The sequence below is a fragment of the Haloarchaeobius salinus genome, from assembly GCF_024464185.1.
In the GTDB taxonomy this organism is placed as follows: domain Archaea; phylum Halobacteriota; class Halobacteria; order Halobacteriales; family Natrialbaceae; genus Haloarchaeobius; species Haloarchaeobius salinus.
Map to the genome: position 1 here is coordinate 1,049,320 of NZ_JANHAU010000002.1, position 26,009 is coordinate 1,075,328.

The window sequence follows — 26,009 nt, forward strand, 5'->3', positions numbered from 1 at the left end:
AAAAATTACGTCCATGTACGACGACGACGACCTCGCCGAGATCCGCGAGGCCCGGGAGGACTGGGAGTCCGAGACGCTCGACCCGGTACTGGACCGCTTCGGGGAGCGCAAGGACCGGTTCGCCACGGTGTCGAACATGCACGTGGACCGGCTGTACACGCCGGACGATGTGGCGGACCTCGACTACGAGGACGACCTCGGCTTCCCCGGCGAGGAACCGTACACCCGGGGGCCGTACCCGACGATGTACCGCGGGCGGACGTGGACGATGCGGCAGTTCGCCGGCTTCGGCACCGCCGAGGAGACGAACGAGCGGTTCCACTACCTCATCGACGAGGGACAGACCGGGCTCTCGACAGCGTTCGACATGCCGAGCCTGATGGGCAAGGACTCGGACGACCCGCTCTCGGACGGCGAGGTCGGCAAGGAGGGCGTCGCCGTGGACACGCTGCGGGACATGGAGATCCTGTTCGACGGCATCGACCTGAGCGAGATATCGACCTCCTTCACCATCAACCCGTCCGCACCGGTCATCTTCGCGATGTACGTCGCGCTCGCCGACCAGCGCGGCGTCCCGCGCGACCAGATCAGCGGGACCATGCAGAACGACATGCTGAAGGAGTTCATCGCACAGAAGGAGTGGGTCATCCCGCCGGAGCCGAGCCTCGACGTGGTCACCGACACCGTCGAGTTCGCCACCGAGGAGACCCCGCGCATCCACCCCATCTCCATCTCGGGCTACCACATCCGCGAGGCCGGCTCGACGGCGGTCCAGGAGCTGGCGTTCACCCTCGCCGACGGCTTCGCGTACGTCGAGGATGCGATGGACCGCGGGCTCGACGTGGACGAGTTCGCCCCGCGGCTCTCCTTCTTCTTCAACTCCCACAACTCCATCTTCGAGGAGGTCGCGAAGTTCCGGGCGGCGCGGCGTATCTACGCCCGGGTGATGGACGAGTGGTACGACGCCCAGAAGCCCGAATCCAAGCGCCTGAAGTTCCACACCCAGACCGCCGGCCAGAGCCTCACCGCCCAGCAGCCGCTGAACAACGTCGTCCGCGTCACCATCCAGGCGCTCGCGGGCGTCATGGGCGGCACCCAGTCGCTGCACACGAACAGCTTCGACGAGGCGCTGGCGCTGCCCTCCGAGCGTGCGGTCCGGGTCGCGCTCCGAACCCAGCAGATCATCGCCGAGGAGTCCGGCGCGGCGGACATCGTCGACCCGATGGGCGGCAGCTACGCCATCGAGGCGCTGACCGACCAGGTCGAAGGGCAGGCGATGGACTACATCGAGGAGATCAAAGAGATGGGCGACGGCTCGGTACGCGACGGCGTGCTGGAGGGCATCGACCAGGGCTTCTTCCTCCGCGAGATCCAGGAGGCCTCCTACGAGTATCAGGAGCGCGTGGAGGCCGACGAGGAGGTCGTCGTCGGCGTGAACAAGTACACCATCGAGGAGGACACCGAGCCGGAGATCCTGAAGGTCGACGAGGAGACTCAGCAGCGCCAGCTCGACCGGCTCGCGCAGGTCAAAGCGGAGCGCGACGACGAGGCCGTCGAGGACGCACTCGGCGACCTCGAAGCGGCCATCCAGTCCGACGAGAACGTCATGCCGTACATCGTCGCCGCGGTGAAGGAGTACGCGACGATGGGCGAGGTGATGAAGGTGTTCGAGTCGGAGTACGGCGCGTACTCCGAGCAGATCGGGCTGGCCTGATTACAGATACTCCATCCCGGTCGTCTCACCGAGGTCGAAGCCGGCGCGCTCGTGGGACCACTCCACGGGCTCGTCCCGGTGCTCGTCCATGAACGAGACGATCTCCCGGCCGACGTTCTCGCCGTAGAGCTCCGGGCCGTCACGCATCGTCTCCAGCAGCGCGTCGTCCTCGCACACCCGACGCACGGCGGAGGCGACGAACTCGCCGGAGATGGGCGGGACGAGCAGGTTCGTGTTCGCCTCGAACACCGTCTCCGGGCGGTCGGTGTTGAACCGCGCGGTGAGACAGGCGGCCTCGTCGATGTGGTTCAGCTCCTCCTGCATGCTGCCGGAGTCGGTGAATTCGGCCATGCACTGGCCGGATTCGAGGAACTCGTAGACGTGGGCGTGCTTCTTCCAGAGGCCGGTGAACAGGAAGTTCTCGCGTTCCTCGTCGAGTTCGAGCAGGTTCTCGCGCAGCCCCGTCGCCTCCAGCGCGTTCCGGGTGGCGTTCAGCTCGACGAAGTTGACGTTGTAGCCGTCCTCGACGAGCGAGATCACGCCCTCGACGATGGCGCGGAACCGGCCGGGGAGCAGGTTCGCCCGGCGGTGGACGTCGACGCGGAGCCAGTCGTCCCGGGCTTCGAGTACGGGGTAGACGTCGAAGACGCTCTCGTCCAGTGCTGCATCGCGCTTTGCCTCGATGGCGTCGACGACGCTGTTGCCGACGACGGGGATTCGCTCCTCGGGGTAGCCCTCTCGGACGAGGTGCTCGCGGTTGAGCTCGACGGGGGCGAAGTGGTACAGCGACGCGGCGGAGCCGACGAACGTGTCGTACTGCTCGGGGAACGGCTCGGAGCGGTCGACGTGCCAGTCGCCGTCCCACTGGGTGTCGACGAAGGCGTCGACGGCCTCGGTGTCGCCGACGGCCAGTCCCTCGCGGTCGACCGCGTCGTAGTCGGGGGCCATCCCGCGCAGGCCGGCCTCGTTGTGTGCGACCTGCCTGCCGGTGGCGAACGCCCACGCCTGGGGCACCGTCGCGGCGGCGTGGGTGTCGCCGTGGACGAGCGGGACGACGGTGGTGTCCGGGTGCTGCTCGTCGAGGTAGTCGGTGAACTCGTCGACCCGGCTCGTCACCTCGGCGGTCTTCTGTGAGAGGCCGCCGCGGACGCCGAGGTCGACGCCGATGTGCTCCTCGACGCCGTACTCCGCCAGCCCGTGGCCGAGCAGGTCGTCGTAGTGCTGGCCGGTGTGGAGGATGAAACAGGGTACGCCCAGCTCGTCGGCGGCCGTGACGACGGGGGCCTGCTTGTAGAAGTCGGGCTTGGTCGCCGTCACGACGGCGATGGCGAACTCGGCGTCGGCGAGACGGGCGTCGAGGCGGTCCGCGTGGACCGTGTACTCCGAACTCATTGCGAGTTGCTCGTCGGTGGAGTGCCGAGTAGCTGTTCATTTCCGGGAGGATCGTCCCGGAGTTCCGACGACCGCCGTCATAACCGACCACCGGCGTCGGGGGAACGCTTATCCCGTTTATGCACATCGGTTGAACACGAACTATGGCAGAGGATACCGAGGACGGAGAGGTGGAACTGGAGGCCCGACTGGCGGAACAGGACACCTTCGAGCCCTCGGACGCGTTCGTCGAGCAGGCGAACGTGTCGGACGAGGGCATCTACGAGGAGTTCGAGGACCCGGAGGCGTGGGAGCGTGCTGCCGACCTGCTCGACTGGGACGAGGGGTACGACCAGGTGCTCGACGAGAGCGACGCCCCGTTCTACGAGTGGTTCACGGGCGGGTCGCTCAACGCGTCGTACAACTGCGTCGACCGGCACGTCGAGAACGGCCGCAAGAACCAGGCCGCCATCCGCTGGGAGGGCGAACTCGGCGAGACGAAGACGTACACGTACCTCGACCTCTACAACGAGGTGAACGAGTTCGCGGCCGCACTCCGTGATATGGGCGTCGAGGAGGACGACGTCGTGACGCTGTACATGCCGATGGTGCCGGAGCTGCCCATCGCCATGCTGGCGTGTGCCCGCATCGGCGCGCCGCACTCGGTCGTGTTCGCTGGCTTCTCCGCCGACGCGCTCGCGACGCGGATGAACGCCGCCGAGTCCGAGTTCCTCGTCACCTGCGACGGCTACTACCGCCGCGGCGACGCGCTGAACCACAAGGAGAAGGCCGACGAGGGACTCCGTGGCGTCGAGCACGACGTCGAGACGGTCGTCGTCGACCGCCTCGGGGACGAGCTGACGGTGTTCCTCGGCGAGCACGCCCACGACTACGACGAACTGGTCGAGTCCCACGCCGGCGAGCGGGTCGACCCCGTCTCCCGCGACGCCGAGGACATGCTGTTCCTGATGTACACCTCCGGCACCACGGGCGAACCGAAAGGTGTCAAGCACACGACCGGCGGCTACCTGAGCTACGTCTCGTGGACCAGCCACGCCGTGCTCGACATCAAGCCCGAGGACACGTACTGGTGCTCGGCCGACATCGGCTGGATCACCGGCCACAGCTACATCGTCTACGGGCCGCTCGCGCTGGGGACGACGACCCTGATGTACGAGGGGACGCCGGACTACCCGGACCGCGACCGCATCTGGGAGATGGTCGACCGCTACCAGGTGGACCAGTTCTACACCGCGCCGACGGCAATCCGGGCGTTCATGAAGTGGGGCGGCGAGTACCCGGACCGGCACGACCTGTCGAGCCTGCGGCTGCTCGGCACCGTCGGCGAACCCATCAACCCCCGGGCGTGGAAGTGGTACTACAAGCACATCGGCGACGAGGACTGTCCCGTCGTCGACACCTGGTGGCAGACCGAGACCGGCGGCATGATGGTCACCACCCTGCCCGGAATCGGCGAGATGAAGCCCGGTTCCGCCGGGCCGCCGCTTCCGGGTATCTCCGCGGAGGTCGTCGACGTCTCTGGCGAGCCAGTCGGTGCGGGCGAGGCCGGCTACCTCACGGTGAACAAACCCTGGCCGGGGATGCTCCGCACGCTGTACAACAACGACGAGCGGTTCATCAGCGAGTACTGGAACGAGTACTCCGACCCGGACGCCGACCGCTGGGTGTACTTCCCCGAGGACGGCGCAAAACTCGACGAGGACGGCTACATCACCGTGCTCGGTCGCGTCGACGACGTGCTCAACGTCTCCGGCCACCGGCTCGGGACGATGGAGATCGAGAGCGCCATCGTCGGCGTCCCGGGTGTCGCCGAGGCCGCCGTCGTCGGTGGCCACCACGACGTGAAGGGCGAGGCCGTCTACGCCTACGTCATCACCGAGGACGGCTCCGAACCCGGCGAGGAGCTGCGCGGGAAGATAATCGAGGGTGTCGAGGACGCCATCGGTCCCATCGCACGGCCGGAAGCGGTCATCTTCACGCCCGAACTGCCGAAGACCCGCTCCGGGAAGATCATGCGCCGACTGCTCGAGGACATCGCGAACGGCGAGGAGCTCGGCGACACCTCCACGCTGCGCAACCCCGAGGTCGTCGAGGACATCGCCTCGCGCGTCGGCGGGGACTAGTTCCCGTCGACTGCATCGTCGTCGAACCGCGAGACGAACCGCACCGCGAGCAGCAGCACGCCGAGGCCCACGCCGACCATCACGACGCCGTAGACGGCGAAGTTCAGCGGCGTCACCGCGAACTCGAGGCCCGCGATGCTCGCCTCCTGGATGTCCCGGCCGGACTCGACGGGCAGCAGCACGCCGACGGCAGCACCGAAGACGCCCGCGAGTGCGACGACGGCGAGGTAGATACCGACGACGATGCGTCTGCCCCGGAACCGGTCGCTGACGGTCTCTGTCACGTTCGAGACTGGGGACCGGCCAACGATTAGCCTTTCCCTCTGTGCTCCATAGGGCGGGATATGAGCGAGAAGGAACTGATCGGTCTCGTCCTCGGCAGCATCGTCGTGCTCATGTTCGTCACCGGCTTCGTGCTCGTCCTGAGCTGACGCTGGCCGTTCCGGCAGTCGACGGAGAAGAACCGAACCGCGTTACGCGTCTGCGTCCGCGTCCTCGGGTTCGCCGCCGTCGGTGAGCGCGGTCTCGAGGCGGTTCTCGAACCAGTCCCACTCGCGGGAGTCGACGCCGTCCTCCTCGAGGTTCCACGGGTCGGGACCGACGCGCGGGCCCTCCAGGTAGGACTGGACCATGTTCCAGAGCCAGATGATCTGGCCGACCAGCAGGATGAACGCGCCGACGGTCGCCAGCACGTGCATCGTCTGGATGAGGTCGATGGGGCCGACCGTGATGAGGTTGTACGTCGCGTAGCGACGCGGCATCCCGGCGTAGCCCATCAGGATCATCGCGAAGAACGTCAGGTTGGTCCCGACCATCGTGAGCCAGAAGTGGGCCTTGGCGAGCGTGACCTGGTACATCCGCCCGGTGACGAGCGGGAACCAGTAGTAGACGCCCGCGAAGACGGCGAACGCGATGGCGCCCATGATGACGTAGTGGAAGTGGCCGACGACGTAGTACGTGTCGTGGAGCAGGAAGTCGACGGGGATGGAGGCGAGGAAGACGCCCGTCACGCCGCCGATGATGAAGTTGGCGACGAAGCCGATGCAGTACAGCATCGGCGTCGTCAGGCGGATCTTCCCGTTCCACATCGTCGTGATCCAGTTGAACGTCTTCACCGCACTCGGGATCGCGATGGCCAGCGAGACCGCCATGAACGAGGCGCGGATGCGCGGGTCGATGCCCGTCGAGAACATGTGGTGCGCCCAGACACCGAAGGAGAGCACACCGATGGCGAGCGTGGAGTAGACGACGAACTTGAAGCCGAACAGCTTCCGGCCCGCAAAGCGCGGGAGCACGTAGCTGATGATGCCCATCGGGGGCAGGACGAGGATGTACACCTCCGGGTGGCCGAAGAACCAGAACAGGTGCTGGTAGAGGATGGTGCCACCGCCGTCGGTGGTGAAGAACGTCGTCGCGAAGTTCCGATCGAGCAGCAGCATCACCAGCGCGCTCCCCAGCAGCGGGAACGAGAACAGGATGAGCGCGGACTGGGTGAGGATGGTCCACGAGAAGATGTCGAGCTTGTCCCAGCCGACCTCGGGACCGCGCTCCGAGAAGATGGTCGCGATGAAGTTGATCGCACCCATCGTCGCCGAGACACCGGTCAGGTGCAGGCCGAGCAGCATCAGGTCCGTTCCGGCGTTGAGCTGGGCGATGCTCGATGCGGCACCACCCGTCGCGGTCTGCTCGACGGACTGCGGCGGGTACATCGTCCAGGAGGCCATCGACGGCGCGACGCTCTCGACGAACGGCGCGATGAAGAAGCCGGCCCAGATGAGCACCGCGCCCGGCGGGAGCATCCAGAACGCGATGGCGTTGATGCGCGGGAACGCCATGTCGTCCGCGTCGATGAGCAGCGGGACGAGGTAGTTGGAGAAGGCGGCGAGGATGGGTGTCCCGAACAGGAACAGCATCGTGATGCCGTGACTCGTGAGAAGACCGTTGTAGAGGTTCTGCCCGCTGCTGACCCCCATCGCGCCTGCGAGCGCCTGGGTCACGTCGATGCCGGGCGTGATGAGCTCGGCCCGCATGATGATGACGGCGATGCCGCCCCACGCGAACGCGAGGATGGCGTAGACGCCGTAGAGGATGCCGATGTCCTTGTGGTCGACGGTGGTGAGCCACCGGAATATCCCGGCCGGTTTCTCAGCGTGTCCGTACCCGCCCTCCTGGCTGACGATGCCGGAGCCGCCACCCGCGAGCGGCGTGTAGGTGCGCCAGTCCGCGGCACGTGCCAGGAACAGCACGACCCCGAACAGGAACACAGCCATGAGGGCTGTCAGCACTATCTGTCCGCTAATGTCCATGTGGGTCCCTCAGGATTACTCCCTAAAGAAACGTTCGGGATGAAGTTTATACGGTGAAACTTCGGGTGTGGGAATCACACGCAAGAACGGCGACGAAGGAGCGAGACGAACCAGCCCGGAGGCGACGACGACTACGCCTCGTCGTTCCCGTCTGCCTCGTCAGTCTCGTCCGCCGCGTCGGCTGTCTCGGGGTCGGCGTCCTCGTCACCGTCCGGGGTGGTGTCCTCGTCGACGGTCTCGGTCTCCGCCACTGCCTCGGCCTCTGCTTCCGCTTCGGCGGTCTCGGTTTCCGCCACTGCCTCGGTCTCCGCTTCGGCATCGGCGGTCTCGGCTTCCGCCGCTGCCTCGGCCTCTGCCTCCGCTTCGGCGGCCTCGCGGGCCTCCGTCTCGTTGGCGTCACCCTCGATGGCGACCGCGGAGAAGTACGTCAGGATCGCCAGCAGCCCGAAGGGGACGAGGATGAGTCCGATCTGGAGCAGCGAGTACGTCGAGTCCCAGCCGAAGGGGCCGTACACCATCGGCAGGAACAGCACGAAGAAGAACGCCATGATGAACAGCGGGATCATGTTCACCGTCAGGTCGAGGAACGTGTCCTTGTCGAATATCGTCCGGTCTTGCTCCATCGTTGCCGGAGGCTTCGGACGGGCGACCAAATAGGTTGTCGTTTCCGGACCGCGGGGGAGCCGGGGCCGCGGTCGCTGTCGACGGGTAGCGCGTGGTCAGCGGGCGTGTGCCGGCTGGATCTCCAGCCGGAGACGACCGTACAGTGCGAGCAGGAGGCCGAGGACGCCCGCGACGGCGATGGAGACGCCGCGGTAGGCGACACCGTTCGGGACCGCGATGACGTCCCCGTTCTGCATGATGCCGCCGCCGTTGCCCACGAACAGCCCTCCTCCGACGACGACGGAGACGAACGCGAGCCCGGCGAGGGTGGGCCAGGGCTGGTCGACGTAGCCGGTCTCGGTGACGATGCCGGCGATGCCGCCCGCGAAGAGCAGGATGCCGAACACGGACAGGGGGAGCACGGCGAACAGTACGCCCACCTCGGAGATCGCCAGGCCGAACGCGATGAGCATCGGCCAGACGCTCGCCTTCGGACGGGGTGGGGTCGCGGTCTCCGATGACTCGTCTGCCATGTGCGCGGCTAGGGAATCGAGCTATAAACACGTCACGAAGCGTGCCGGCCGGGTGCTCGACCACGACCGCTCTCGGCGGTCGTGCGCGGGTTGACCCATTAACCACGACATATTAAACCGTGTGTGGACAATCTCTCCCTGATGACCGACGTACGAATCGCCGGTGTCGGGCTGACCAAGTTCGGTGCGTCACCGGAACGGACCGGTCGCGACCTCTTCGCGGAGGCCGGACTGGACGCACTCGACGACGCCGGTGTCGACCAGGACGACGTCGAGGCGTTGTTCTACGGGAACTTCATGGGCGAACTCGCCGAACACCAGGGCCACCAGGGCCCGCTGATGGCCGAGGCCGTCGGCGTCGACGCGCCCGCGACCCGATACGAGGCGGCGTGTGCCTCCTCCGGGGTGGCGGTGGCGGAGGCGGTGAAGAACATCCGCAACGGCGAGCGGGACGTGGTGCTCGTCGGCGGCGCGGAGCGGATGACCAACCTGGGGACCGCGGGCGCGACGGAGGCGCTCGCCATCGCGGCCGACGACCTCTGGGAGGTCAAGGCCGGGATGACGTTCCCCGGCGCGTACGCGCTGATGGCGAACGCCTACTTCAGCGAGTACGGCGGCGACCGCGAGGACCTCGCCGCCATCGCGGTGAAGAACCACGAGAACGCCGTCCCGAACGAGAAGGCACAGTACCAGCGCGAGATCAGTATCGAGGACGTCGTCGAGGCCCCGATGGTCGCGGAACCGCTCGGGCTGTACGACTCCTGTCCCATCTCCGACGGCGCGAGCGCGCTCGTGCTCACGTCGGAGGCGTACGCGGAGGAGCACGACCTCGACGCGTCCGTGGCCGTGACGGGGACGGGCCAGGGCGGCGACCTGATGGCGCTGCACGACCGCGACTTCCTCGCGCGCTCGCCGGCGGCCGACGAGGCGGCCACGGAGGCGTACGCGGACGCCGGTATCTCCGCAGACGACGTGGAGGTCGCGGAGGTCCACGACTGCTTCACCATCGCGGAGGTGCTCGCGATGGAGTCGCTCGGCCTGTTCGAGGTCGGCGAGGGCATCTCGGCGGCCCGGGACGGGAAGACGACCCGCGAGGGCGAGCTGCCGGTGAACCTCTCCGGCGGCCTGAAGGCGAAGGGCCACCCGGTCGGCGCGACCGGCGCGTCCCAGCTCGCGGAGATGGCCTCGCTGCTCCGGGGCGACCACCCCAACAGCGAGTACGTCGAGGGAGCGACGACCGGCGTCACCCACAACGCGGGTGGCACGGTCGCGAGTGCCGTCGTCCACGTGCTGGAGGTGGTCGCATGAACGGAGTGAATGCGAGTTCGTCAGAGCTTGCTCTGGAGGTGAGACGATGAGCGACGACGAGACCTACGACGCGGGCTACGACGACTGGCTCGACGCCGTCGAGGACGGCGAGGCGTACTACCTCGAAGGCCCGGACGGCGACGGCTGGCTGCCGCCGCGGCGGGTCGACCCCGCGACGGGCTCGCGCGAGCTGACCGAGAAGCAACTGCCGGAGACGGGCGAGGTGGAGACGTTCACCGTCGTGCACGTGCCGACGCCCGCCTTCGAGAAGGATGCACCGTTCGCGACGGCCATCGCACGGTTCGGGCCGGCTCGCATCACCGGCATCGTCGAGGCCGACCCGGACGACGTGTCGGTCGGGATGGACGTCGCTGTGGGCGTGATGGAGACGGAGACGACCGGCGACCGTGCGGTCGTCTTCAGACCGAAGTAGGAGCGTTCAGTTCTCCGAGCCGGTGTCTTCGACGTCGATCTCGACGGCGTCGTCGGCGTCGCGTTCGCGCTCGACGGCGACGTCCGGGTCCGGCTCGTGTCCCTCGGCGCGCTCGCGTTCGAGACTCTGTCTGCGCTCTGACGCGAACACCTCGCCGCTGATCTCGGGGAGGTCGTCCTCGATCGCCTCGACGAACCTGTCGGGATGCTCGTCGTGGGGGAGCAGTCGCGCGTAGTCGATGACGACGAGCTTCGCACCCGTCGCGTCGGCGAGGTTCCGGCCCTCGGCGAGCGGCGTGATGTCGGACTCGCGGCCCCAGACGAGCGTGACCGGGACGTCCAGTTCGGCGAGCGTGGATTCGAGGTCCGTCTCGGGGTCGAGGTAGCCGCTGACGAACGACGCCGGCGCGAAGCGGGCACCCGGCTGGTGGGTGGTCTGCCACTGGTAGGACTGCTTCGCGCGGCTGTAGCCGGTCATGTCGTAGTAGCCGTGGTCGGCGCTGAAGTACTCGAGCGAGGGGTTCGAGGCGATGCCGTTGAAGATGGCCTCGCCGAGCAGCGGCGACCGGATGGCCCGCTTGAGCCGCGGCTTCTTCCCGCCGGGCATGGAGGTGTCCGTCGGGCAGACGAGCACGAGCCGCGAGACGTCGGTCCGGCTGGCCGCGGTGGCGGCGTACGCGCCAGACAGCGAGGCGGCGATGATCTCGGGCTCGTCGGTCACGTCGTCGACGAAGTCCGTCACGAAGTCCTCGTACAGCTCGGCGGTGTAGTCGATTGGCGGCCGGTCGGAGCGCCCGAAGCCGGGCAGGTCGACCGCGACGACGTGGTACGCCTTCGACAGCGGCTCGAAGATCTCGTGCCACTCCTGGCTGGAGCCGGCGGCGTTGACGCCGTGGACGAACAGCAGGTCCGGGGCCTCGGGGTCGCCGGCCTCGGTGTAGGCAACGTCCATCCCGCGCCAGCGGTAGGTCCGCTGCTCGCCCTCGAGTGCGGGTTCGAGTGGCTCGGCGCGTCGCGACAGTAGCTCGTTGGTCGCTGCCACGGCACCGACGGCGATGCCTGCCGACGCGAGCGCCCTCTTGAGGTTCATACGTGAACTTCGGTGCGCTGTAACTTAATCTTGCCGACAATTGGAATTTTCCGCCGGGCCGCCCGAAGTCGGAGGGTCTTACCCGGTGGGAGCCGAACACGGTGACATGACGACGGTACTCGCCGCCGAGGGTGTCCGGAAGGCCTACGGGGAGACGACCGCGCTCGACGGCGTCTCGCTGTCGGTCGAGGCGGGCGAGGTGTTCGCCCTCATCGGCCCGAACGGCGCGGGGAAGACGACGCTCGTCCGCTCGCTGACCGGCACGGTGGAGTCGGACGACGGCACGGTGGAACTACTCGGCTCGCGCCCGCGCGACGCCGACGAATCACGACTCGGCGTGCTCCCGCAGTCGTTCTCGCCGCCTGGACGGCTCACCGCGCGGGAGGTCGTCGCCTACTACGGGGGGCTGTACGACGAATCGCGGGACGTGGACGAGGTCATGGCCGAGGTGGGCGTCACCGACGCCGCCGACACCTGGTACGAGAACTGCTCGGGCGGCCAGCAGCGCCGGACCTGCCTCGGCGCGACGCTGGTCAACGACCCGGACGTCCTCTTCCTCGACGAGCCGACGACCGGCATCGACCCCGCCGGCCGGCGCACGCTCTGGGACCGCATCGAGGAGCTCGCCGCGGGCGGGACGACGGTGTTCCTGACCACCCACGACATGAGCGAGGCCGAACGGCTGGCCGACCGGGTGGGCCTGCTCGCGGACGGCGACCTCGTCGCTGTCGGGACGCCGGGCGAGCTCGTCCGGGAACACGGCGGCGACCGCCGACTCGCGGTCACGGTCGACGGTGTCCCGACCGCCGCGGCGGACGCACTCGGCCGCGAGACGCGGATCGACGGCGACCGCGTCGTCGCCGAGGGCGTGGAACCGGGTGACATCGGCGGCATCGTCGAGGCGCTGGACCGGGCCGGGATCGACTACACCGAGCTGGCGTGGGCGGAGCCGTCGCTTGAGGACGTGTACATGGAACTGGTCGGGGAGCGCTACGGACCGGACCCGAGGCGACAGGTGCCGGCGACCGACTGAGCGGCCGACGGTCGTCCGCGCCTGCGGCCCAAAACCGGTGGGCCTTAGCGCCCCCGGGACCGAGCCTCGCCCATGACGACGACGAGACGCGTCCGGTCCGAGTTCGTCGCGGCCTGGCACTCGTTCCTGCGCCGACGGGTCGCGGTCTTCTTCACGTTCTTCTTCCCGGTCCTGCTCGTCGGCATCTTCGGCGCGCTGGTCCAGACGAACCCGGCCGGTGGCGGACTGTTCGCCGAGGACCCGGCGTACTACGTCCCGGGCTACCTCGCGGTCGTGGTGCTCCAGACGCCGCTCTCGCGCATGGGCTCCGAGGTCGCCCGCCACCGCGAGGGCAGTCGGTTCGAGAAGCTCGCGACGACGCCGCTCTCGCGGGCCGAGTGGCTCCTCGCGCACACGCTCGTCAACACGGTCATCATCGCCATCGCCGGCTTCGCGTTGCTCGCGTTGACGGTCGCGCTCACGGGCGCGAGCATCACGCTCTCGCCGCTGCTCCTGCTGTACGTGCCCATCGGCGTCGTCTGTTTCTGTGGCGTCGGCGCGCTGCTCGGCGCGCTCGCGGACTCGCAGGACGGCGCGATCACGGCCGCGAACGCCATCGGCCTCCCGCTGCTGTTCCTCTCGGAGACGTTCGTCCCGCCGTCGATGCTCCCCGACTGGTTCCATCCCCTCGTCGCGCTCTCGCCGCTGACGTACTTCGCACACGGGCTCCGGCAGGCCATCTGGGCCGGTGCCGAGCCGGGGACAGTCATCCTCGGACTCGACGCTATAGAGTCGCTGGCGCTGCTCGCGGTGCTCGCGGTCGTGTTCTTCGCGCTGGGGGCACGGGCGATTCCCGTGACGGACTGAGCTTCAGAGGAAATCGGAGAGCGTCTTCTCGCTCGACTCGCGCTTCTCGACGGCGAACTCCGACAGCTCGACGAACTCCAGTCCGTCGTCCCGGAGCGTGCGCCGCACCCGGTCGCTGGCCGACGGCGCGACGAGGATCCCTCTGACATCGGGGTTCGACTTCCAGCGGGTCCCACCTCCGTCGCTCTCTCCGTTCGCTCCCTCGGTGGACCCGCTGACGTCCCGTTCGCTCGGCTCACGGGACTCCCGGTACAGCTCCATGTACCGCTTCAGCTGGTCGACGTTGTTCAGCGTCGCCTGCCGGCGCTTGACCTCGACGACGACGGGCCGGCCCTCGGCGTCCTTCCCGAAGAAGTCGATGTAGCCGTAGACGCTCTCGCGCTCGTGCTCGACGACGCGGAAGCCCTCCTCGATGGCCGTCTCCGGGTTGCGCTCGATGTACTCGTGCATCTCCGCCTCTGTGCCGCGCTCCTGGTACGTCGCCGGGTCGTCGGCGTCGAACCGCGTCAGCAGGTGCGGCTCGTGGAGGTAGACCCGCAGGTACTCGTTCGGGTTCGAGCGACGGGCGTACAGCAGCGGCGCGCCCTCGTCCTCCTCGACCTTGATCGTCGCACCGGCGGGCATCCAGTTCACCGGCTGGTGGCCGGACGGCCGGTGGACCAGCAGGGTCCCGTCGGGCTTGGCGACGACCAGCCGGTCGCCTGGCCCGAGGTAGCCGCCGCTGCGTCCGTCGTACTCCACCTCGCACTCCGCGAGGCAGGTGACCATCGCCCCGTCGCGCTGGCCCTCCCTGACGACGCGCTCGATGGTCTCCGCATCGGGGGAGTCGTATCGTTCTGTCGGCACTGCACTCGGGTACCGAGACGGTCGGCAAAAGTCGGTCGGTCTCGGCGCTCAGACGAGCAGGCTCACGAGCCGCATCTCGGCGCTGTAGATGTGGTTCAGCATCACGTAGGTGACGACGCCGAGCGTGAGCGAGAGGATCCACGAGCCGGCGGCGATACGGCCGATGCGCTTGTGGGCGGTGTCCCGTAGCTCGGCGGGCGAGTGCGTGAGCCCGAGCAGCAGCGCGTACAGCACCACCGGCACGGAGACGACGGAGAGGACGATGTGGATGGCGAGCATGACGAGGTACGCGCCGTAGACGAGGTCCGGCGCGCCGACGATGGCCTTCTCGCCGCCGCCGCCGACCTTCGTGAGGTAGAGCACGAGGAAGACGAGAATGAGGCCGAACGAGGTCCCCATCGCGGCGCGGTGTCTGTCGACCGCGCCGTTGCGGATCCAGTACCAGCCGAGCGCGAGCGAGACGGTCGCGAACGTGTTGACGACCGCGATGGCGTGCGAGAGCAGGTCCGTCGTCTCCCGGCCGATCTCGGGGTAGATGGGGAACAGCCCGGCGAACGTGCCGAGGACGAGGGCGTAGCCGAGGGCGGAGAGGACGACCGTCGTCGCCAGCACGTTGTCCCGGACCGTCCCGCGTACGTCTGAGGTGGCCATTGTCGGTGGTTAGGAGTGGGGTTTCATCGTCCTTGCGCTTCCGACGGACCGGCGGGAATGCCACCGTCGTTGATTTACTACAGTTTCAGTTGAGAAACGGGTGCTGGAGGCGGCGTAGGTTCCGTTAAAGTAAAACGCGGGCGTGGGGAACGTGGACGTATGAGTACCGACCAGTCGCAGCGGTCGATTCGGTGTCTCGTGGCCAAGGTCGGGCTGGACGGCCACGACCGCGGCGCACACGTCATCGCGCGGGCGTTCCGCGACGCCGGCTTCGAGGTCATCTACTCCGGACTGCACAAGGCTCCGGACGAGATCGTCCAGGCGGCGGTCCAGGAGGACGTGAACGTGCTGGGCATCTCCATCCTCTCCGGTGCCCACAGTACGCTCGTCCCGAAGATCATCGAGGGCCTGAAGGAGTACGACGCGTTCGACGACACGCTCATCCTCGTCGGCGGGGTCATCCCGGACGACGACAAGGCCGAGCTGAAGGAACTCGGCGTCTCCGAGGTGTTCGGCCCCGGAACGCCGATGGAGGAGACGGTCGAGTACGTCCGCGAGAACGCGCCGGAACGATGAGCGAGTCGGCGGGACTGCTCGACGACCTGCTGGCCGGCAAGCACCGCGCCCTCGCCCGGGTCATCACGAAGATAGAGAACCACGACCCCGGCTACCGCGAGCTCGTCTCCGGGCTCTACGAGCACACCGGCCACGCCGAGGTCATCGGCATCACTGGCAGCCCCGGCGCGGGCAAGTCGACGTTGGTCGACAAGCTCGCGGAGCACTACCGCGAGCAGGGCGAGACGGTCGGCGTCGTCGCCATCGACCCCTCGTCGCCGTACACCGGCGGCGCGGTGCTGGGCGACCGCATCCGCATGGCGTCGAACGTCGGCGACATGGACGTGTTCTTCCGGTCGATGTCGGCCCGCGGCAACCTCGGCGGGCTCTCGACGGCGACGGCTGATGCCGTGAAGGCGATGGACGCCTTCGGCAAGGACAAGGTCATCATCGAGACGGTCGGTGCGGGCCAGAACGAGATCGACATCGTCGGCGCGGCCGACACCGTCTGCGTGCTCGTGCCGCCGGGCGCGGGCGACAACGTCCAGATGCTCAAGGCCGGCATCCTCGAGATTGCGGACATCTTCGTCGTCAACAAGGCCGACATGGACGGCGCTGACCGGACCGTACAGGAGCTCACCGAGATGGTCCACCTCGGCCAGGGCTCGACGACCGTCGACGCGGGCCACCACGGCTTCGACGAGGTCGAGATGGACCTCGACATGCCCGAGGACACCGACCCGTGGACGCCGCCCATCGTCGAGACCGTCGCCATCGACGGCCAGGGCGTCGTCGACCTCGTGGAGACGTTCGCCGAGCACCGGCAGTTCCTCGAGGACTCGGGCGAACTCACCCGTCGCCGTCGCCAGCGCGTCGCCGAGGAGATACGGACGCTCCTGCGCGACGACGCGGCCGGGCTGGTCGCAGCCGAAATGGACGACCACGGCGGCGTCGGCGCGTTCGTCGACAACGTGATGTCCGGCGACACCGACCCGTACACCATCGCCGACGACGTGATGGAGCCCATCCGCGACTGCATCGAGGAACAGTAGCCCGCTCCGTCCGTTCTCACCCCGGCTGCCGAACCGTGACGCCTATGCGTGGCTCCTTCCTAGCCGCGCGTATGGACCGCCGGACACTCCTCGCGTCGGTCGGCACCGCCACCGCAGTCGGGCTCTCGGGCTGTCTCGCGCTCTCCTCGACGAGTCGGACGAACTGCGGCGAGGCCTGCGATATCGGCATGTCGGCGAGCGCCTTCCGCCCGGGCGAGCTCGAGGTATCGGTCGGCGACACCGTCGTCTGGAAGAACACCTCCAGCAAGGCCCACACTGTGACTGCCTACGAGGGGGCGATCCCCGAGGACGCCGCGTACTTCGCCTCCGGCGGGTTCGACGGCGAGCAGGCCGCTCGCGACGCCTGGTTCGACAGCCGCGGTGGCGCGATTCCCGTCGGCGAGACGTTCGAACACACGTTCGAGGTGCCCGGCGAGCACGCCTACGTCTGCATCCCTCACGAACGTGGCGGCATGACCGGAAAAATCGTCGTGACGGAGTAGTCCGTCGAACGCCTACTCTTCGTCGTCCTCGTCGGCCGCGACGTCGACGTCCTCCTCGTCGACGTCGACGGCGGCCTCCTCCTCCGCGGCGACCTCTTCGGGACGGGCCTCGAGGGTCGCCTTCTTGATCTCGACGCGGCGCAGCGGGTAGATGGTCTTCGCGTCGCCGTAGATGGCCGAGGAGAGACGCCCCTCGACGACGGAGTCGATGAGCTCCTCGAAGGTCCGCTCTGCGGCGGCCTCCTCGACGATGTCGACCATCGTCTCGCGGATGGCGCGCTCCTGGCTGTGGTCGGCCTTCTTCGTCGTGAACGCGACGGGCTGGATCTGGACGCGGTAGTCGTCCGTCGTCAGCACGGTCACGTACGCGTCGATCTTGGACGCGCCGCGGCGGACCAGGCTGCGCAGGTAGTCACGGGTGAGCTCGTGCTTCACGAACTCGGTGTACGCGGCGTCGGAGCCGACGTCCGTGATCTTGAACTTCAGCTTGGTGTTGTTCTCGCTGGCGTTGTCGGTCAGGTCGCCCAGCGTGGTCTCGATGGTGCGGTCGAGCACCTTCTCCGGTTCGTCTGCGGGTGTGTCACCGAGTTCGGCCCGGTCGAACTGCTCCGGGGCGTGCACGGTGTACCACCGCTTCTCTTGCTTCTTTCGGGAAACGGATCGTTCGCTCATGGTTTGGATTTGCTGTGTCGGTCTGCGTGCTGTACCACTCGTTCCGCGACGTCGACGTTCACGACGTAGTCGTCCACGGTCGACTGGAGTCCGCCGGTCGTATCGCGCTCGATGCGCGTGACGACCGTGTCTCCCTCGACCGAGGTCCGCATCTCGTCGGTGTTGTCCGGGCGGAGCGCCCCCGCGATCAGCCGCGGGTTCGCGTGCTCCGTCCGGACCGTCGCTCGTCTCATAGTGCCTCCCTGAACGCGTGGATGAACTCCTTCGTCTCGCACTCGTAGGTCGCAAAGCCCGTCGTGGCGGTGCCGTCGTAGGCCCCGCCTGTGTGCGTGACCGTCCGGGCCATCGCGCCGGCGACGCCGCCGTCGACGGTCGCGTCGTCGACTGCGGCCGCAGCCGCGGCGTCGTCCGCGAGCGCCAGCGCGACCGGCTCCGGCGACCGGAAGTCCCGGAGCAGGCGCGCGACGACCGGCGCGGGCGCGTCGTCGTCGACGCGAGCGACGAACAGGCCGTCGTACCGGCCCGTCGTCGCCTCCGAGAGCGCCTCGTGCGCCCGGGCGGCGGTGTCGCGCCACGTCGCAACGGCCGCGTCGGCCACGTCGTGCCCGAGTGCCAGCGCGATGCCGGTGCCGGGCTCGCTCGCGGCCGCACACGACAGCACGTCCGCGAGCCCGGCGACCGACGCGGTCGCCGAGTCCGGTGTCGCGTAGGGGCGAAGCCCCCGTTCGACAGCGATACCGGCACGGTCCGTCGCGTCGTCGTCGGTGACGGTCTCGACCGCGGCCAGCGACGCGAACCTCCGTCGGGCCGAATCGTCCGCGTCCGACCCGATATCGTCGGCCACATCGGTGAGTGCCGACGTCTCGTCGACGCCCGCCGAGAACGGCCCGTGCAGCCACGTCGAGTGGGCCACGTCGGTCGGGTCGTCGGTCGGCAGGGCGACGCCCGGACGGCGGACCACGCGGCCCGTCGTCTCCGCGGCGTCGACCAGTCGCTCCGTCGCGCCCGCCCCGGGCGTCGCGCCCGCCGCGACCGCGCCGGCCAGCGCCAGCACCGCGTCGGGTGCGCCACCGAGGTCGTTCGCCAGCCGCCAGGCCGCCACGCTCGCCGGCTCGTCGTCCGGGTCGAGGTGGACGGCGTCCGCGTCGGAGTCGCCGACGACGAGCGTCCGCCCGTCGCGGTCGTCGACCGACTCCGCGCGCCCGGTGCGCTCGGCGACGGTCCGTCCGACGCTCACCTGGAACGGGGTCCCATCGTCCACCAGTGCCCGGGCGACCAGTCCCGCCGCTGCGAGACTGTCGCCGTCGGCCCGGGGGACGAGGTGGACGAACGGGGCGCTCGCGAGGTCGGCGGCGATATCGCTCGCCGACCGCGCGTCCCCGTCCGTGGTGCGACCCGTGTGCGACATTCAGTTACTCGAGGAGTTCGACGGCCACGTCGTAGGAGTACGTGAAGTCCTCGTCGAGTTCGTCGCCACGGTAGTAGTCCACCAGGCGACGGACCTTCGACTCGGTGTTCTGCAGGGCGCGCTTGTTCTGGTGGTCGAGCGGATGCTCCTCCATGTGCTCGCGGAGGCGCACGGCGCGCTCCATCAGGTTGGCCAGGTCCTCGGGCAGGTCCGAGCCGGCGTCGTGCTCGTCGAGGATCTCGGTGACCTTCTTGCCCGTGGCCAGCTTCACGTCCGGGATCGGCGTGCCCGTGACACCTTCGTCACGCAGCTTCATGCCGATCTGGGACGGCTCGTAGCCCTGCTCTGCCAGTTCGACGACGCGGGATTCGATCTCCTCGGCGTCGACGTCGCTCCACTCCGGCGGCTCGTCCGCCACGGGTCTGTCCGAACCGGACGTACCGCGACGGCGGGTATGCATTCGTGCCATAGTCTGAGGATAGGAACAACAGACCGCGCGAGACGAATCCGGTCGCCTGTCTGTCGGCACTGGCGACCGGGAGCACCTCCGCAATCCCGAGCCATCGAAGCCGATGGCGAGTCAGATTTGCGGCCGTGCTGTTCCCGAGTGCGAGTTTCGGCGTCGCGAGTAAAAGGATTGCTACTCGCGGGCGCGTGGTACAGCCTCGCTCCCCCGGCGGCGTTTCGAGGGGTTTATCAATACCTCCCGGTCTACGTTGTACTGCCTTCGCGGGCTTGTAGATCAGCGGTAGATCACTCCCTTGGCATGGGAGAGGCCCCGGGTTCAAATCCCGGCAAGTCCACTCACTCCTTACGTCGTTTCACTCCACGAGACGTTCGTTTCCCCGCCGGAACCCCTGGAGAACCGCCACGAATCCCCGGTTCGATCCGAGCTGAACCGACGTCACAGCACCCCACGATACGCATCGACACCAACTCACGAGAGGGTCGCGACGATGACGGACAGCAGGTCGGTGTATCCCAGGAAGAACAGTGCCATGAGCTGGATGCAGGCGGAGGGCCGACAGTCGAACGCCCCGCCAGCCCCATCGAAGCCCGCCAGACGGGCGCGGCCGGCGAGGCCGGCGGGGCACCGTACAGCAGCGCCGTGTCGAACAGCGGGTTCGGCAGGAAGCAAACGACGAGCAGGAGCGCGAAGACGGGCCAGACTTCGCGACCCGAGGAGAGCACGGCTCCAGGACCGTTCAGGCATCACCGATGGTGTTCTCGGCCGCGATAGAGTGCTTTCTGTCGCGTGTCGACGGCGGCTAGGCGAAAAGTATACTCCGCCACACACCTCTTTCGAGGTATGGGCGGCCAGACGGAACGCATCGCACTCGACCTCCACGTCCACAGCGACGCGTCCTACGACGGGCACGAGCCGATCGAGCTCATCCTCGAACACGCGGCCGACATCGGCCTCGACGGGGTGGTCATCACGGACCACGACCGTATCGAGGCGTCCCGCGGGGCCGCAGAGCTCGCCCCCGAGTTCGGACTGGTCGGCATCCCCGGCGTCGAGGTGTCCACCGAGCACGGCCACCTCCTCGCCATCGGTGTCGAGGAACGGCCACCGGCGGGCAAGCCCTTCGCCGAGACCGTCGAGCATACCCGGGAACTCGGTGGTGCTGCGGTCGTCCCGCACCCGTTCCAGCGTACCCGCCACGGCGTCCGCAAGCGCAACGTCACTGACTGTGACGCCATCGAGACGTACAACTCGATGCTGTTCACGGGCTACCAGAACCGCCGCGCGAAGCGGTTCGCCCGGGCGCGCGACTACGCCGAGGTCGGTGGCAGTGACGCACACCACCTGATGAACGTCGGTCGTGCCGTGACCATCGTCGACCTCGATGACCCCGTCGACCGTGTCAGCGACGTCGCCGTCGGCCAGGTCGTCGACGCGCTCCGTACGGGGCGGACCCGCGTCCACGGGATGCGGACGCCCGTCCACCGGAGCACCATCCAGTACGGCGTCGGGGCGAGTCGGAAGGCGACCTACCTGATCACGTCCCAGCTCCCGTACGTGCGTCCCCGCCCCCGTGCCGTCGCCGAATTTATGGCCGAGAACTGAGCGTCCCCGGCGCTCGTCCCTTCTCTACCGGCTCACCGACCGGCCACTTCCCCGAGCAGCGATTGCTGGGGTTTATAACTGGTAGCGGGTAAAATTTATACAGACAAATGAGAATATATGCTGTCGCCGTGCTCCTCCTGACACAGGCCGTCCTCCCCGGCGCGGTTGCCGCTGCGGACGACGAACCGACACCGACCCTCTCGATGCCGAATGAACCACCGCTCGCGGACGCGGGTCTGGACCAGCGGGTCCCCGTCGGTCGGACCGTCCTCCTCGACGGCCGGGGGTCCCGCGACCCCGACGGCACCATCACCACCTTCGAGTGGACCATCACCAGACCGGATGGGTCACGGGTGACACCTGACTGTCCGACCTGTGCACGAACCACGTTCGCACCGAACCGGACCGGCACGTACCAGGTCAGGTTGCGTGTCACCGACGACGACGGAGCCACCACCTCGGACTCGCTGTTCGTCGAGGTCACGACTGGGAGCGCCCCGAGGATCTCGCTCTCCGGCCCAGCAACCACGACGGCTGGAACAACGACGGAGTTCGTCGCCGACGCACGGGCAGGGAGTACCGAACTCGACCGGATCGAGTGGCGCGTCGACGGTGCCGTCGTCGCCACCCGAACGCTCGACGGTGCCGCCGAGAACGCAACCCTGGAAGGGACGTTCCCCAGCTCCGGCGTCTATACCGTCTCCGCACGCGTGTTCGACGCCTCCAACCGATCGGATTCGGACACGGTCCCGATCTCTGTCACCGGAACTGCACCACCCGGAAACGGGACCCTGCCGAACGGGACGACCCCGAACGGCACCGTCCCGGTCCTGCCGGGGCCTGGCAATCCGGGTAATCCCGGTACCCCCGGTAACAACAGTTCCGACAGCGGCGGTCCCGGTGACGGCGGTGCGGGAAGCAGCGACCCCGGTGACGGCGGCAGCGGAAACGGCTCGACCCTCGCGGACCAGTACGATCCGACCGTCCACGGCCCACAGGTCGTGACCGGCTCGCGACCGCTCACCGCCTCCTACCGGGTCGGTAACGCGCCACCATCTAGAGCACTCCAACAGGTCGTCTGGTTCCGCGGCTCCGGACGGTTCGCCTCCGGCGACTCGACCAGTCTCGACTGGTCGCCCGGCGACCACCGCCTGTTCGCCATCGTACACTACACCGACGGTTCGAGTGAAGTCGTGACCTTCTCGAACGGTCGGACCCGCGTCGTTGCCGACCCAGAGCCATCCATCGCACTGTCCGATCTGGACGCAAACGGAAGCCTCCGTGGGACGTTCACCGCCGGCGACGACTACGGCAACCTCGTCGACGTCGTCGTGGAGGTCGACGGCCGGACCGTCTACGAGCGTCACGCCAGCCGTGTTGGGAGCCGCCCGACGCTTGGCTCCCGTGTGGAGTCCGAATTCGAACTCGCCGAGGTCGAACCGAACTCGACCCACGAGGTCGTCGTCCGGGCGACCGACGGCCGAGGGCAGACTGCGACCCTCAGACGTGATGCTGTGGCCTCCGGGGAGATAGAGATAGTGAGCGCGGGCTTCGTGAACACACCCGTCGATTCGTATCACGAACGGCTCGATCCTGACCGGTACACGGCGCATCACGTTATCGAAGTTCGGTTGAATGGGAACAACCCCGATGAATTACAGACCGAATATTCCGGTACTGAACGTTTAGAGATGATCTCTAATGATAGTTCGCCGAGAGAATTGATTCGGAGAAACGGGGAAGACTTCCTCGTTATCCACTCATTCTGGGCTTCAGAGAGACCACGAAACTATACTATCACATACCTGTTGGAGAATGAAGGTCAAATTCAAGGTTCTTTAGTAGGTGATTCGGAACTGATAGTTGAGCCTAGTGACCCGGTTCTGGTACTTACGACCTTGACTGACGGAACAGAGTCAGAGGTTAACAACTGGGGTATTGTCGTTGATGCAACTCAGTCATTTGATCCAGATCATACAAGACTTCGATACGATTGGAGCGGTGGGGTAGATGCCACTGAAAGAAATCCAATGATTGGCAAGTTTAACAGGATGGGAATGGGTGAACTAGAGGTCCGTGATGGTAATGGTGGTTTCAGTGCCCAACGGTGCTGTTTCATGCAATTCTTTGTGCCCCAAATCGAGTCAGTTGAGCAAATAAGCGAAGGCCCATTTAATGCCACAGATACCGTCCAGTTCGAAATTTCATCGGATAATTGGGGGTTTACGAAGGATTCTGGTGGATACTACGATGTAGATCTCTCCTATGAGTCTGAGTCTAGATATGTTACTGTTCTCTCAGGCGATGAAATCCCATTAGAGTACAGGACGGAAGAGCAAGGTGACGAACAACGACAATACTCACAGCGAGCTATCGTTGAAGTACAAGCCGCTTCGCTAAGTGAGGATACTGTTCAGCCCACGGTTGCACTGTACAATGACGCGCACCCAGACCGTATTCGAACCAACGTCACACTCCCGACAGTCGAAGTTCGAAACCAAACGACGACTGAACAGTTCAGAGATAACCTCACGGTTGAAAGTCTTGCATACGAAGTCAGACGTGAGAACGGGACGAAACATCAAACAGCGACGAACCAGAGGGAGTTACAGGTGTACCTCAGAGAAGGATATGAGATTGTCAACGAGAACAGACGGACAACTGGGGTCTTGTTGGAGCGGCAAGTGGAGAGCGAGGAAGAACACACGTCTCGGATCTCGTTCGGCACCGAGGAAGATCGGACACAGTACCTACGTGAGAATCCCAATGCACGTGCTGCTGGTTCGCATGCCGAAACACAATTAGAGACCGAAACGGAGTACGAATGGCGAGATGAGCGGGTTGGTCCCGGAACGTACACAGGACAGACGAGGACGCGGACAATTCCAGCTCAGACACGAATCCTAACCCAGTACGAAACTGAGGTGCGACACACTCGGACGGTAACCAAGATGGTTCGTAAACCGTTTGAACATACCGTCCAACGGACAAGGGAACGAGATGTCGTTCGATGTAACCAGATAGTCGGCTGTTATGAGGCAACGGTTACTGAGACTGTCACTGATACCGTCAACGAGTATCGTATGGTTCCAACGATAGTCGAGGAAACCTGGTGGACCACGTCGACCTATTGGAGCACGTTCCCCCACTCACCGAGCGACTCCTCAACGGGCCGAACAAAGCAGGTCGTAGTAAGGGGTTCTCGACAGGTACAGGAGTACAGATTCGCGATTGAACGTCAGGAGCAGGTAACTCGGGAAACGTTCTTCGCGACCCAGACCCAGTCTGAAACTGTCGAAGAGTGGGAAACGTACCAAACAGTGCAAAATGAGGCCATTGCACAGAAAATTGCCAGACAGGATGATATCCGAGTGGGTGAGGTAGAGCAGGAGTCCTCTTGGACGGTTGCAACGCGTGGTGAGACAACAGAGGTTGTCCCTCAATACGATGATCCCACGAACGTCGTTGAGACGATTGCCATCGTAACTGGCGAGGTAAAGGAAAGGGAGATTAACACAGTTACTGCCGAAACTGAGATAGTTACAGTTGACACGTTCCGAGAAGAGATTAGGAAGGAGGGGGTTGTATCTACGCACGATCTGGTTCAATCACTTAACAGTCATGAATCGAATTGCCAGAAGGGTGATTTTTGTGAAGATTAAATTCGCCGTAGTTTTGTTCGTTCTATTGTTAAGCCTCCAGTCGTCCATGTGGGTTGTACCAGTCGCGAGTGGACAAGGAGATGATGTAGTCCCCAACCCAGACAGAACTATTGAATCTTATAAAGGGATAATATATGAAATCGAGTTTGATTCTGGTGATAGAACACTCAATATCTCGGCCTATAACCCGGGAGAAGACGCAGTGAGCTCTTGGCTAGATGTTGAAGTTGATAGAAGTCTGGTAAGGAATGACGAACTAAATCTTTCATCTAATGAAGTGAGGAACTTTTCGTATAATATTAGTGATTCAATTGCTGCGGATCGCGAGAACCACCACGTTATGGTTGGAACAATCGGTAATTCAACGACATATCATTTCGATTTATCTGTGAACTCATCATATCCGAACGGTGTTCCACTCCCTGAAATCGAGAATGTAGAAGTCACTTCAGCCACTATCAATGATGAAGAGACGACCGCTCTCAGAGTCACCGTCTGGAATGAAGGGAACGTGCAGTACAACCCGAAAATACGAGTCACGTCGCTCCAGACCCATTCTGATTCGTATCTCGTTGGAATCCCAGCTGAGGAGAACAGACGCACAATCATCGTCCCACTCAACGAAGACCCCGAGATGGTCGTCGCCGGTGAAGTCCGGCTCTACACGGGATGGGTCCACAACGAGTCGCGGATCTCGGACCAGGTCGAGTTCGAGGGGCGGGTCGACGGTGCGACCGAAGTCTGGGATCGCGAGTTCGAACCGATCCAGATTGACTACGCGAACCGGGACGTCGAGGAGTACCAGTATCGGAACGCGACGGTGGAGGGGAAGAACGCCGAGATCTGGCGCGAGCGACTGAAGCCCGTAGCGGTGGTCGCGGGCGTGATGCTGGTCGGTATCCTGCTCGTGGTGTCGGTGCTCTCGCGGCGTCGCTAGTCAGAGCTGTTCGCGGACGAGGCGGGCGATCTCGTCGACGTCGTACTCGTCCTCGGACTTGTCGAAGACGGGTTCGTCGTCGACGCTGACGGTGAAGACGCCGTGGTCGCCCGTCCGGAGGGTGACGCTGTCGAGCTGTGCGCCGAAGTTCGAGAGAAGGACGTGCTGGACGTCTTCGGCGCGGTTGAGGTAGCCACACGGGACGCAGTACTCGATTTCGACATCGGTCATGGGTGGGGGGTTCGGTCCGCCGGTGGAAAAGGAACGTGGGT

General features: G+C 65.9%; 26 protein-coding genes and 1 tRNA gene. 13 read left to right on the forward strand and 14 right to left on the reverse strand.

Features of this window, described 5'->3' with window-relative positions:
* Window positions 1–13: 13 nt before the first annotated feature.
* Window positions 14–1,714 (forward strand): methylmalonyl-CoA mutase family protein, encoded by a 1,701-nt coding sequence (locus NO345_RS11920; RefSeq protein WP_256299442.1) that lies wholly within the window; start codon window positions 14–16, stop codon window positions 1,712–1,714.
* On the opposite strand, the gene NO345_RS11925 is transcribed toward NO345_RS11920, so the two are convergent.
* The gene (locus NO345_RS11925) at window positions 1,715–3,106 is read right to left on the reverse strand and encodes a UDP-N-acetyl glucosamine 2-epimerase (protein ID WP_256299444.1); all 1,392 of its coding nucleotides are present in this window, start codon (window positions 3,104–3,106) and stop codon (window positions 1,715–1,717) included.
* A gap of 143 nt (window positions 3,107–3,249) precedes the next feature.
* Between NO345_RS11925 and acs the strand changes: the two genes are divergently transcribed.
* Window positions 3,250–5,229, forward strand: a complete 1,980-nt coding sequence (gene acs, locus NO345_RS11930) for an acetate--CoA ligase (RefSeq protein ID WP_256299446.1) — start codon at window positions 3,250–3,252, stop codon at window positions 5,227–5,229.
* On the opposite strand, the gene NO345_RS11935 is transcribed toward acs, so the two are convergent.
* The 4 genes from NO345_RS11935 to NO345_RS11950 form a co-directional block, all read right to left on the reverse strand.
* Window positions 5,226–5,513: a DUF7520 family protein gene (locus tag NO345_RS11935; RefSeq protein WP_256299448.1), complete on the reverse strand. Its 288-nt coding sequence runs from the start codon at window positions 5,511–5,513 to the stop codon at window positions 5,226–5,228. The genes acs and NO345_RS11935 overlap by 4 nt on opposite strands.
* Before the next feature lie 189 nt (window positions 5,514–5,702).
* Window positions 5,703–7,535 (reverse strand): cbb3-type cytochrome c oxidase subunit I, encoded by a 1,833-nt coding sequence (locus tag NO345_RS11940; protein ID WP_256299449.1) that lies wholly within the window; start codon window positions 7,533–7,535, stop codon window positions 5,703–5,705.
* Window positions 7,536–7,666: 131 nt separating this feature from the next.
* Complete coding sequence (locus tag NO345_RS11945; protein ID WP_256299450.1) at window positions 7,667–8,158, reverse strand: DUF6684 family protein; 492 nt, start codon at window positions 8,156–8,158, stop codon at window positions 7,667–7,669.
* 96 nt (window positions 8,159–8,254) lie between these two features.
* On the reverse strand, window positions 8,255–8,671 hold the full coding sequence (locus NO345_RS11950) for a DUF7541 family protein (RefSeq protein ID WP_256299452.1): 417 nt from the start codon (window positions 8,669–8,671) through the stop codon (window positions 8,255–8,257).
* Window positions 8,672–8,812: 141 nt separating this feature from the next.
* Between NO345_RS11950 and NO345_RS11955 the strand changes: the two genes are divergently transcribed.
* Together NO345_RS11955 and NO345_RS11960 are read left to right on the forward strand one after the other, a co-directional pair.
* Entirely contained in the window at window positions 8,813–9,979 is a 1,167-nt protein-coding gene (locus NO345_RS11955) for a thiolase domain-containing protein (RefSeq protein ID WP_256299454.1), read from the forward strand.
* 46 nt (window positions 9,980–10,025) lie between these two features.
* Window positions 10,026–10,412 (forward strand): Zn-ribbon domain-containing OB-fold protein, encoded by a 387-nt coding sequence (locus NO345_RS11960; protein ID WP_256299457.1) that lies wholly within the window; start codon window positions 10,026–10,028, stop codon window positions 10,410–10,412.
* A gap of 6 nt (window positions 10,413–10,418) precedes the next feature.
* Here NO345_RS11960 and NO345_RS11965 read toward each other — a convergent pair whose 3' ends face one another.
* Complete coding sequence (locus tag NO345_RS11965; protein ID WP_256299459.1) at window positions 10,419–11,501, reverse strand: alpha/beta fold hydrolase; 1,083 nt, start codon at window positions 11,499–11,501, stop codon at window positions 10,419–10,421.
* Between the two features lie 106 nt (window positions 11,502–11,607).
* Between NO345_RS11965 and NO345_RS11970 the strand changes: the two genes are divergently transcribed.
* Together NO345_RS11970 and NO345_RS11975 are read left to right on the forward strand one after the other, a co-directional pair.
* Entirely contained in the window at window positions 11,608–12,534 is a 927-nt protein-coding gene (locus NO345_RS11970) for an ABC transporter ATP-binding protein (RefSeq protein WP_256299461.1), read from the forward strand.
* 72 nt (window positions 12,535–12,606) lie between these two features.
* Complete coding sequence (locus NO345_RS11975; protein WP_256299464.1) at window positions 12,607–13,380, forward strand: ABC transporter permease; 774 nt, start codon at window positions 12,607–12,609, stop codon at window positions 13,378–13,380.
* A gap of 3 nt (window positions 13,381–13,383) precedes the next feature.
* Here NO345_RS11975 and nucS read toward each other — a convergent pair whose 3' ends face one another.
* Together nucS and NO345_RS11985 are read right to left on the reverse strand one after the other, a co-directional pair.
* Window positions 13,384–14,226 carry an endonuclease NucS gene (gene nucS, locus NO345_RS11980; RefSeq protein WP_256299466.1) on the reverse strand — a complete coding sequence of 281 codons (843 nt, stop codon included), beginning with the start codon at window positions 14,224–14,226 and terminating at the stop codon, window positions 13,384–13,386.
* 48 nt (window positions 14,227–14,274) lie between these two features.
* Entirely contained in the window at window positions 14,275–14,877 is a 603-nt protein-coding gene (locus NO345_RS11985; protein ID WP_256299468.1) for a DUF420 domain-containing protein, read from the reverse strand.
* Between the two features lie 159 nt (window positions 14,878–15,036).
* Between NO345_RS11985 and NO345_RS11990 the strand changes: the two genes are divergently transcribed.
* The 3 genes from NO345_RS11990 (at window position 15,037) to NO345_RS12000 (ending at window position 16,987) form a co-directional block, all read left to right on the forward strand.
* Entirely contained in the window at window positions 15,037–15,453 is a 417-nt protein-coding gene (locus NO345_RS11990) for a cobalamin B12-binding domain-containing protein (protein ID WP_256299470.1), read from the forward strand.
* Window positions 15,450–16,484, forward strand: a complete 1,035-nt coding sequence (gene meaB, locus NO345_RS11995) for a methylmalonyl Co-A mutase-associated GTPase MeaB (protein ID WP_256299472.1) — start codon at window positions 15,450–15,452, stop codon at window positions 16,482–16,484. The genes NO345_RS11990 and meaB overlap by 4 nt, the downstream gene beginning before the upstream one ends.
* A gap of 71 nt (window positions 16,485–16,555) precedes the next feature.
* Window positions 16,556–16,987 (forward strand): plastocyanin/azurin family copper-binding protein, encoded by a 432-nt coding sequence (locus NO345_RS12000; protein WP_256299474.1) that lies wholly within the window; start codon window positions 16,556–16,558, stop codon window positions 16,985–16,987.
* Between the two features lie 12 nt (window positions 16,988–16,999).
* On the opposite strand, the gene NO345_RS12005 is transcribed toward NO345_RS12000, so the two are convergent.
* From NO345_RS12005 to NO345_RS12020, 4 genes are read right to left on the reverse strand one after another with little or no spacing between them, the layout of a single operon-like run.
* On the reverse strand, window positions 17,000–17,659 hold the full coding sequence (locus NO345_RS12005) for a 30S ribosomal protein S3ae (protein WP_256299476.1): 660 nt from the start codon (window positions 17,657–17,659) through the stop codon (window positions 17,000–17,002).
* Complete coding sequence (locus NO345_RS12010; RefSeq protein ID WP_256299478.1) at window positions 17,656–17,892, reverse strand: KEOPS complex subunit Pcc1; 237 nt, start codon at window positions 17,890–17,892, stop codon at window positions 17,656–17,658. The genes NO345_RS12005 and NO345_RS12010 overlap by 4 nt, the downstream gene beginning before the upstream one ends.
* Entirely contained in the window at window positions 17,889–19,067 is a 1,179-nt protein-coding gene (locus NO345_RS12015; RefSeq protein ID WP_256299480.1) for an exonuclease RecJ, read from the reverse strand. The genes NO345_RS12010 and NO345_RS12015 overlap by 4 nt, the downstream gene beginning before the upstream one ends.
* 4 nt (window positions 19,068–19,071) lie before the next feature.
* Entirely contained in the window at window positions 19,072–19,536 is a 465-nt protein-coding gene (locus tag NO345_RS12020) for a 30S ribosomal protein S15 (RefSeq protein ID WP_256299481.1), read from the reverse strand.
* A 262-nt stretch (window positions 19,537–19,798) separates the two neighbouring features.
* Between NO345_RS12020 and NO345_RS12025 the strand changes: the two genes are divergently transcribed.
* A tRNA-Ala gene (locus NO345_RS12025) sits at window positions 19,799–19,870 on the forward strand.
* Window positions 19,871–20,004: 134 nt separating this feature from the next.
* Here NO345_RS12025 and NO345_RS12030 read toward each other — a convergent pair.
* A complete protein-coding gene (locus NO345_RS12030; protein ID WP_256299483.1) occupies window positions 20,005–20,205 on the reverse strand; it encodes a hypothetical protein in 201 nt (66 codons plus the stop codon).
* 171 nt (window positions 20,206–20,376) lie between these two features.
* Here NO345_RS12030 and NO345_RS12035 point away from each other — a divergent pair, with 171 nt between their 5' ends.
* The 3 genes from NO345_RS12035 (at window position 20,377) to NO345_RS12045 (ending at window position 25,737) form a co-directional block, all read left to right on the forward strand.
* Window positions 20,377–21,138, forward strand: coding sequence for a CehA/McbA family metallohydrolase (locus NO345_RS12035; protein WP_256299485.1), 762 nt, complete (start codon window positions 20,377–20,379; stop codon window positions 21,136–21,138).
* A 128-nt stretch (window positions 21,139–21,266) separates the two neighbouring features.
* Window positions 21,267–24,800: a PKD domain-containing protein gene (locus NO345_RS12040; protein ID WP_256299487.1), complete on the forward strand. Its 3,534-nt coding sequence runs from the start codon at window positions 21,267–21,269 to the stop codon at window positions 24,798–24,800.
* Complete coding sequence (locus NO345_RS12045) at window positions 24,790–25,737, forward strand: hypothetical protein (RefSeq protein ID WP_256299489.1); 948 nt, start codon at window positions 24,790–24,792, stop codon at window positions 25,735–25,737. The genes NO345_RS12040 and NO345_RS12045 overlap by 11 nt, the downstream gene beginning before the upstream one ends.
* Here NO345_RS12045 and NO345_RS12050 read toward each other — a convergent pair whose 3' ends face one another.
* A complete protein-coding gene (locus tag NO345_RS12050; protein ID WP_256299490.1) occupies window positions 25,738–25,968 on the reverse strand; it encodes an Rdx family protein in 231 nt (76 codons plus the stop codon). It lies immediately after the preceding gene.
* Window positions 25,969–26,009 lie beyond the last annotated feature (41 nt).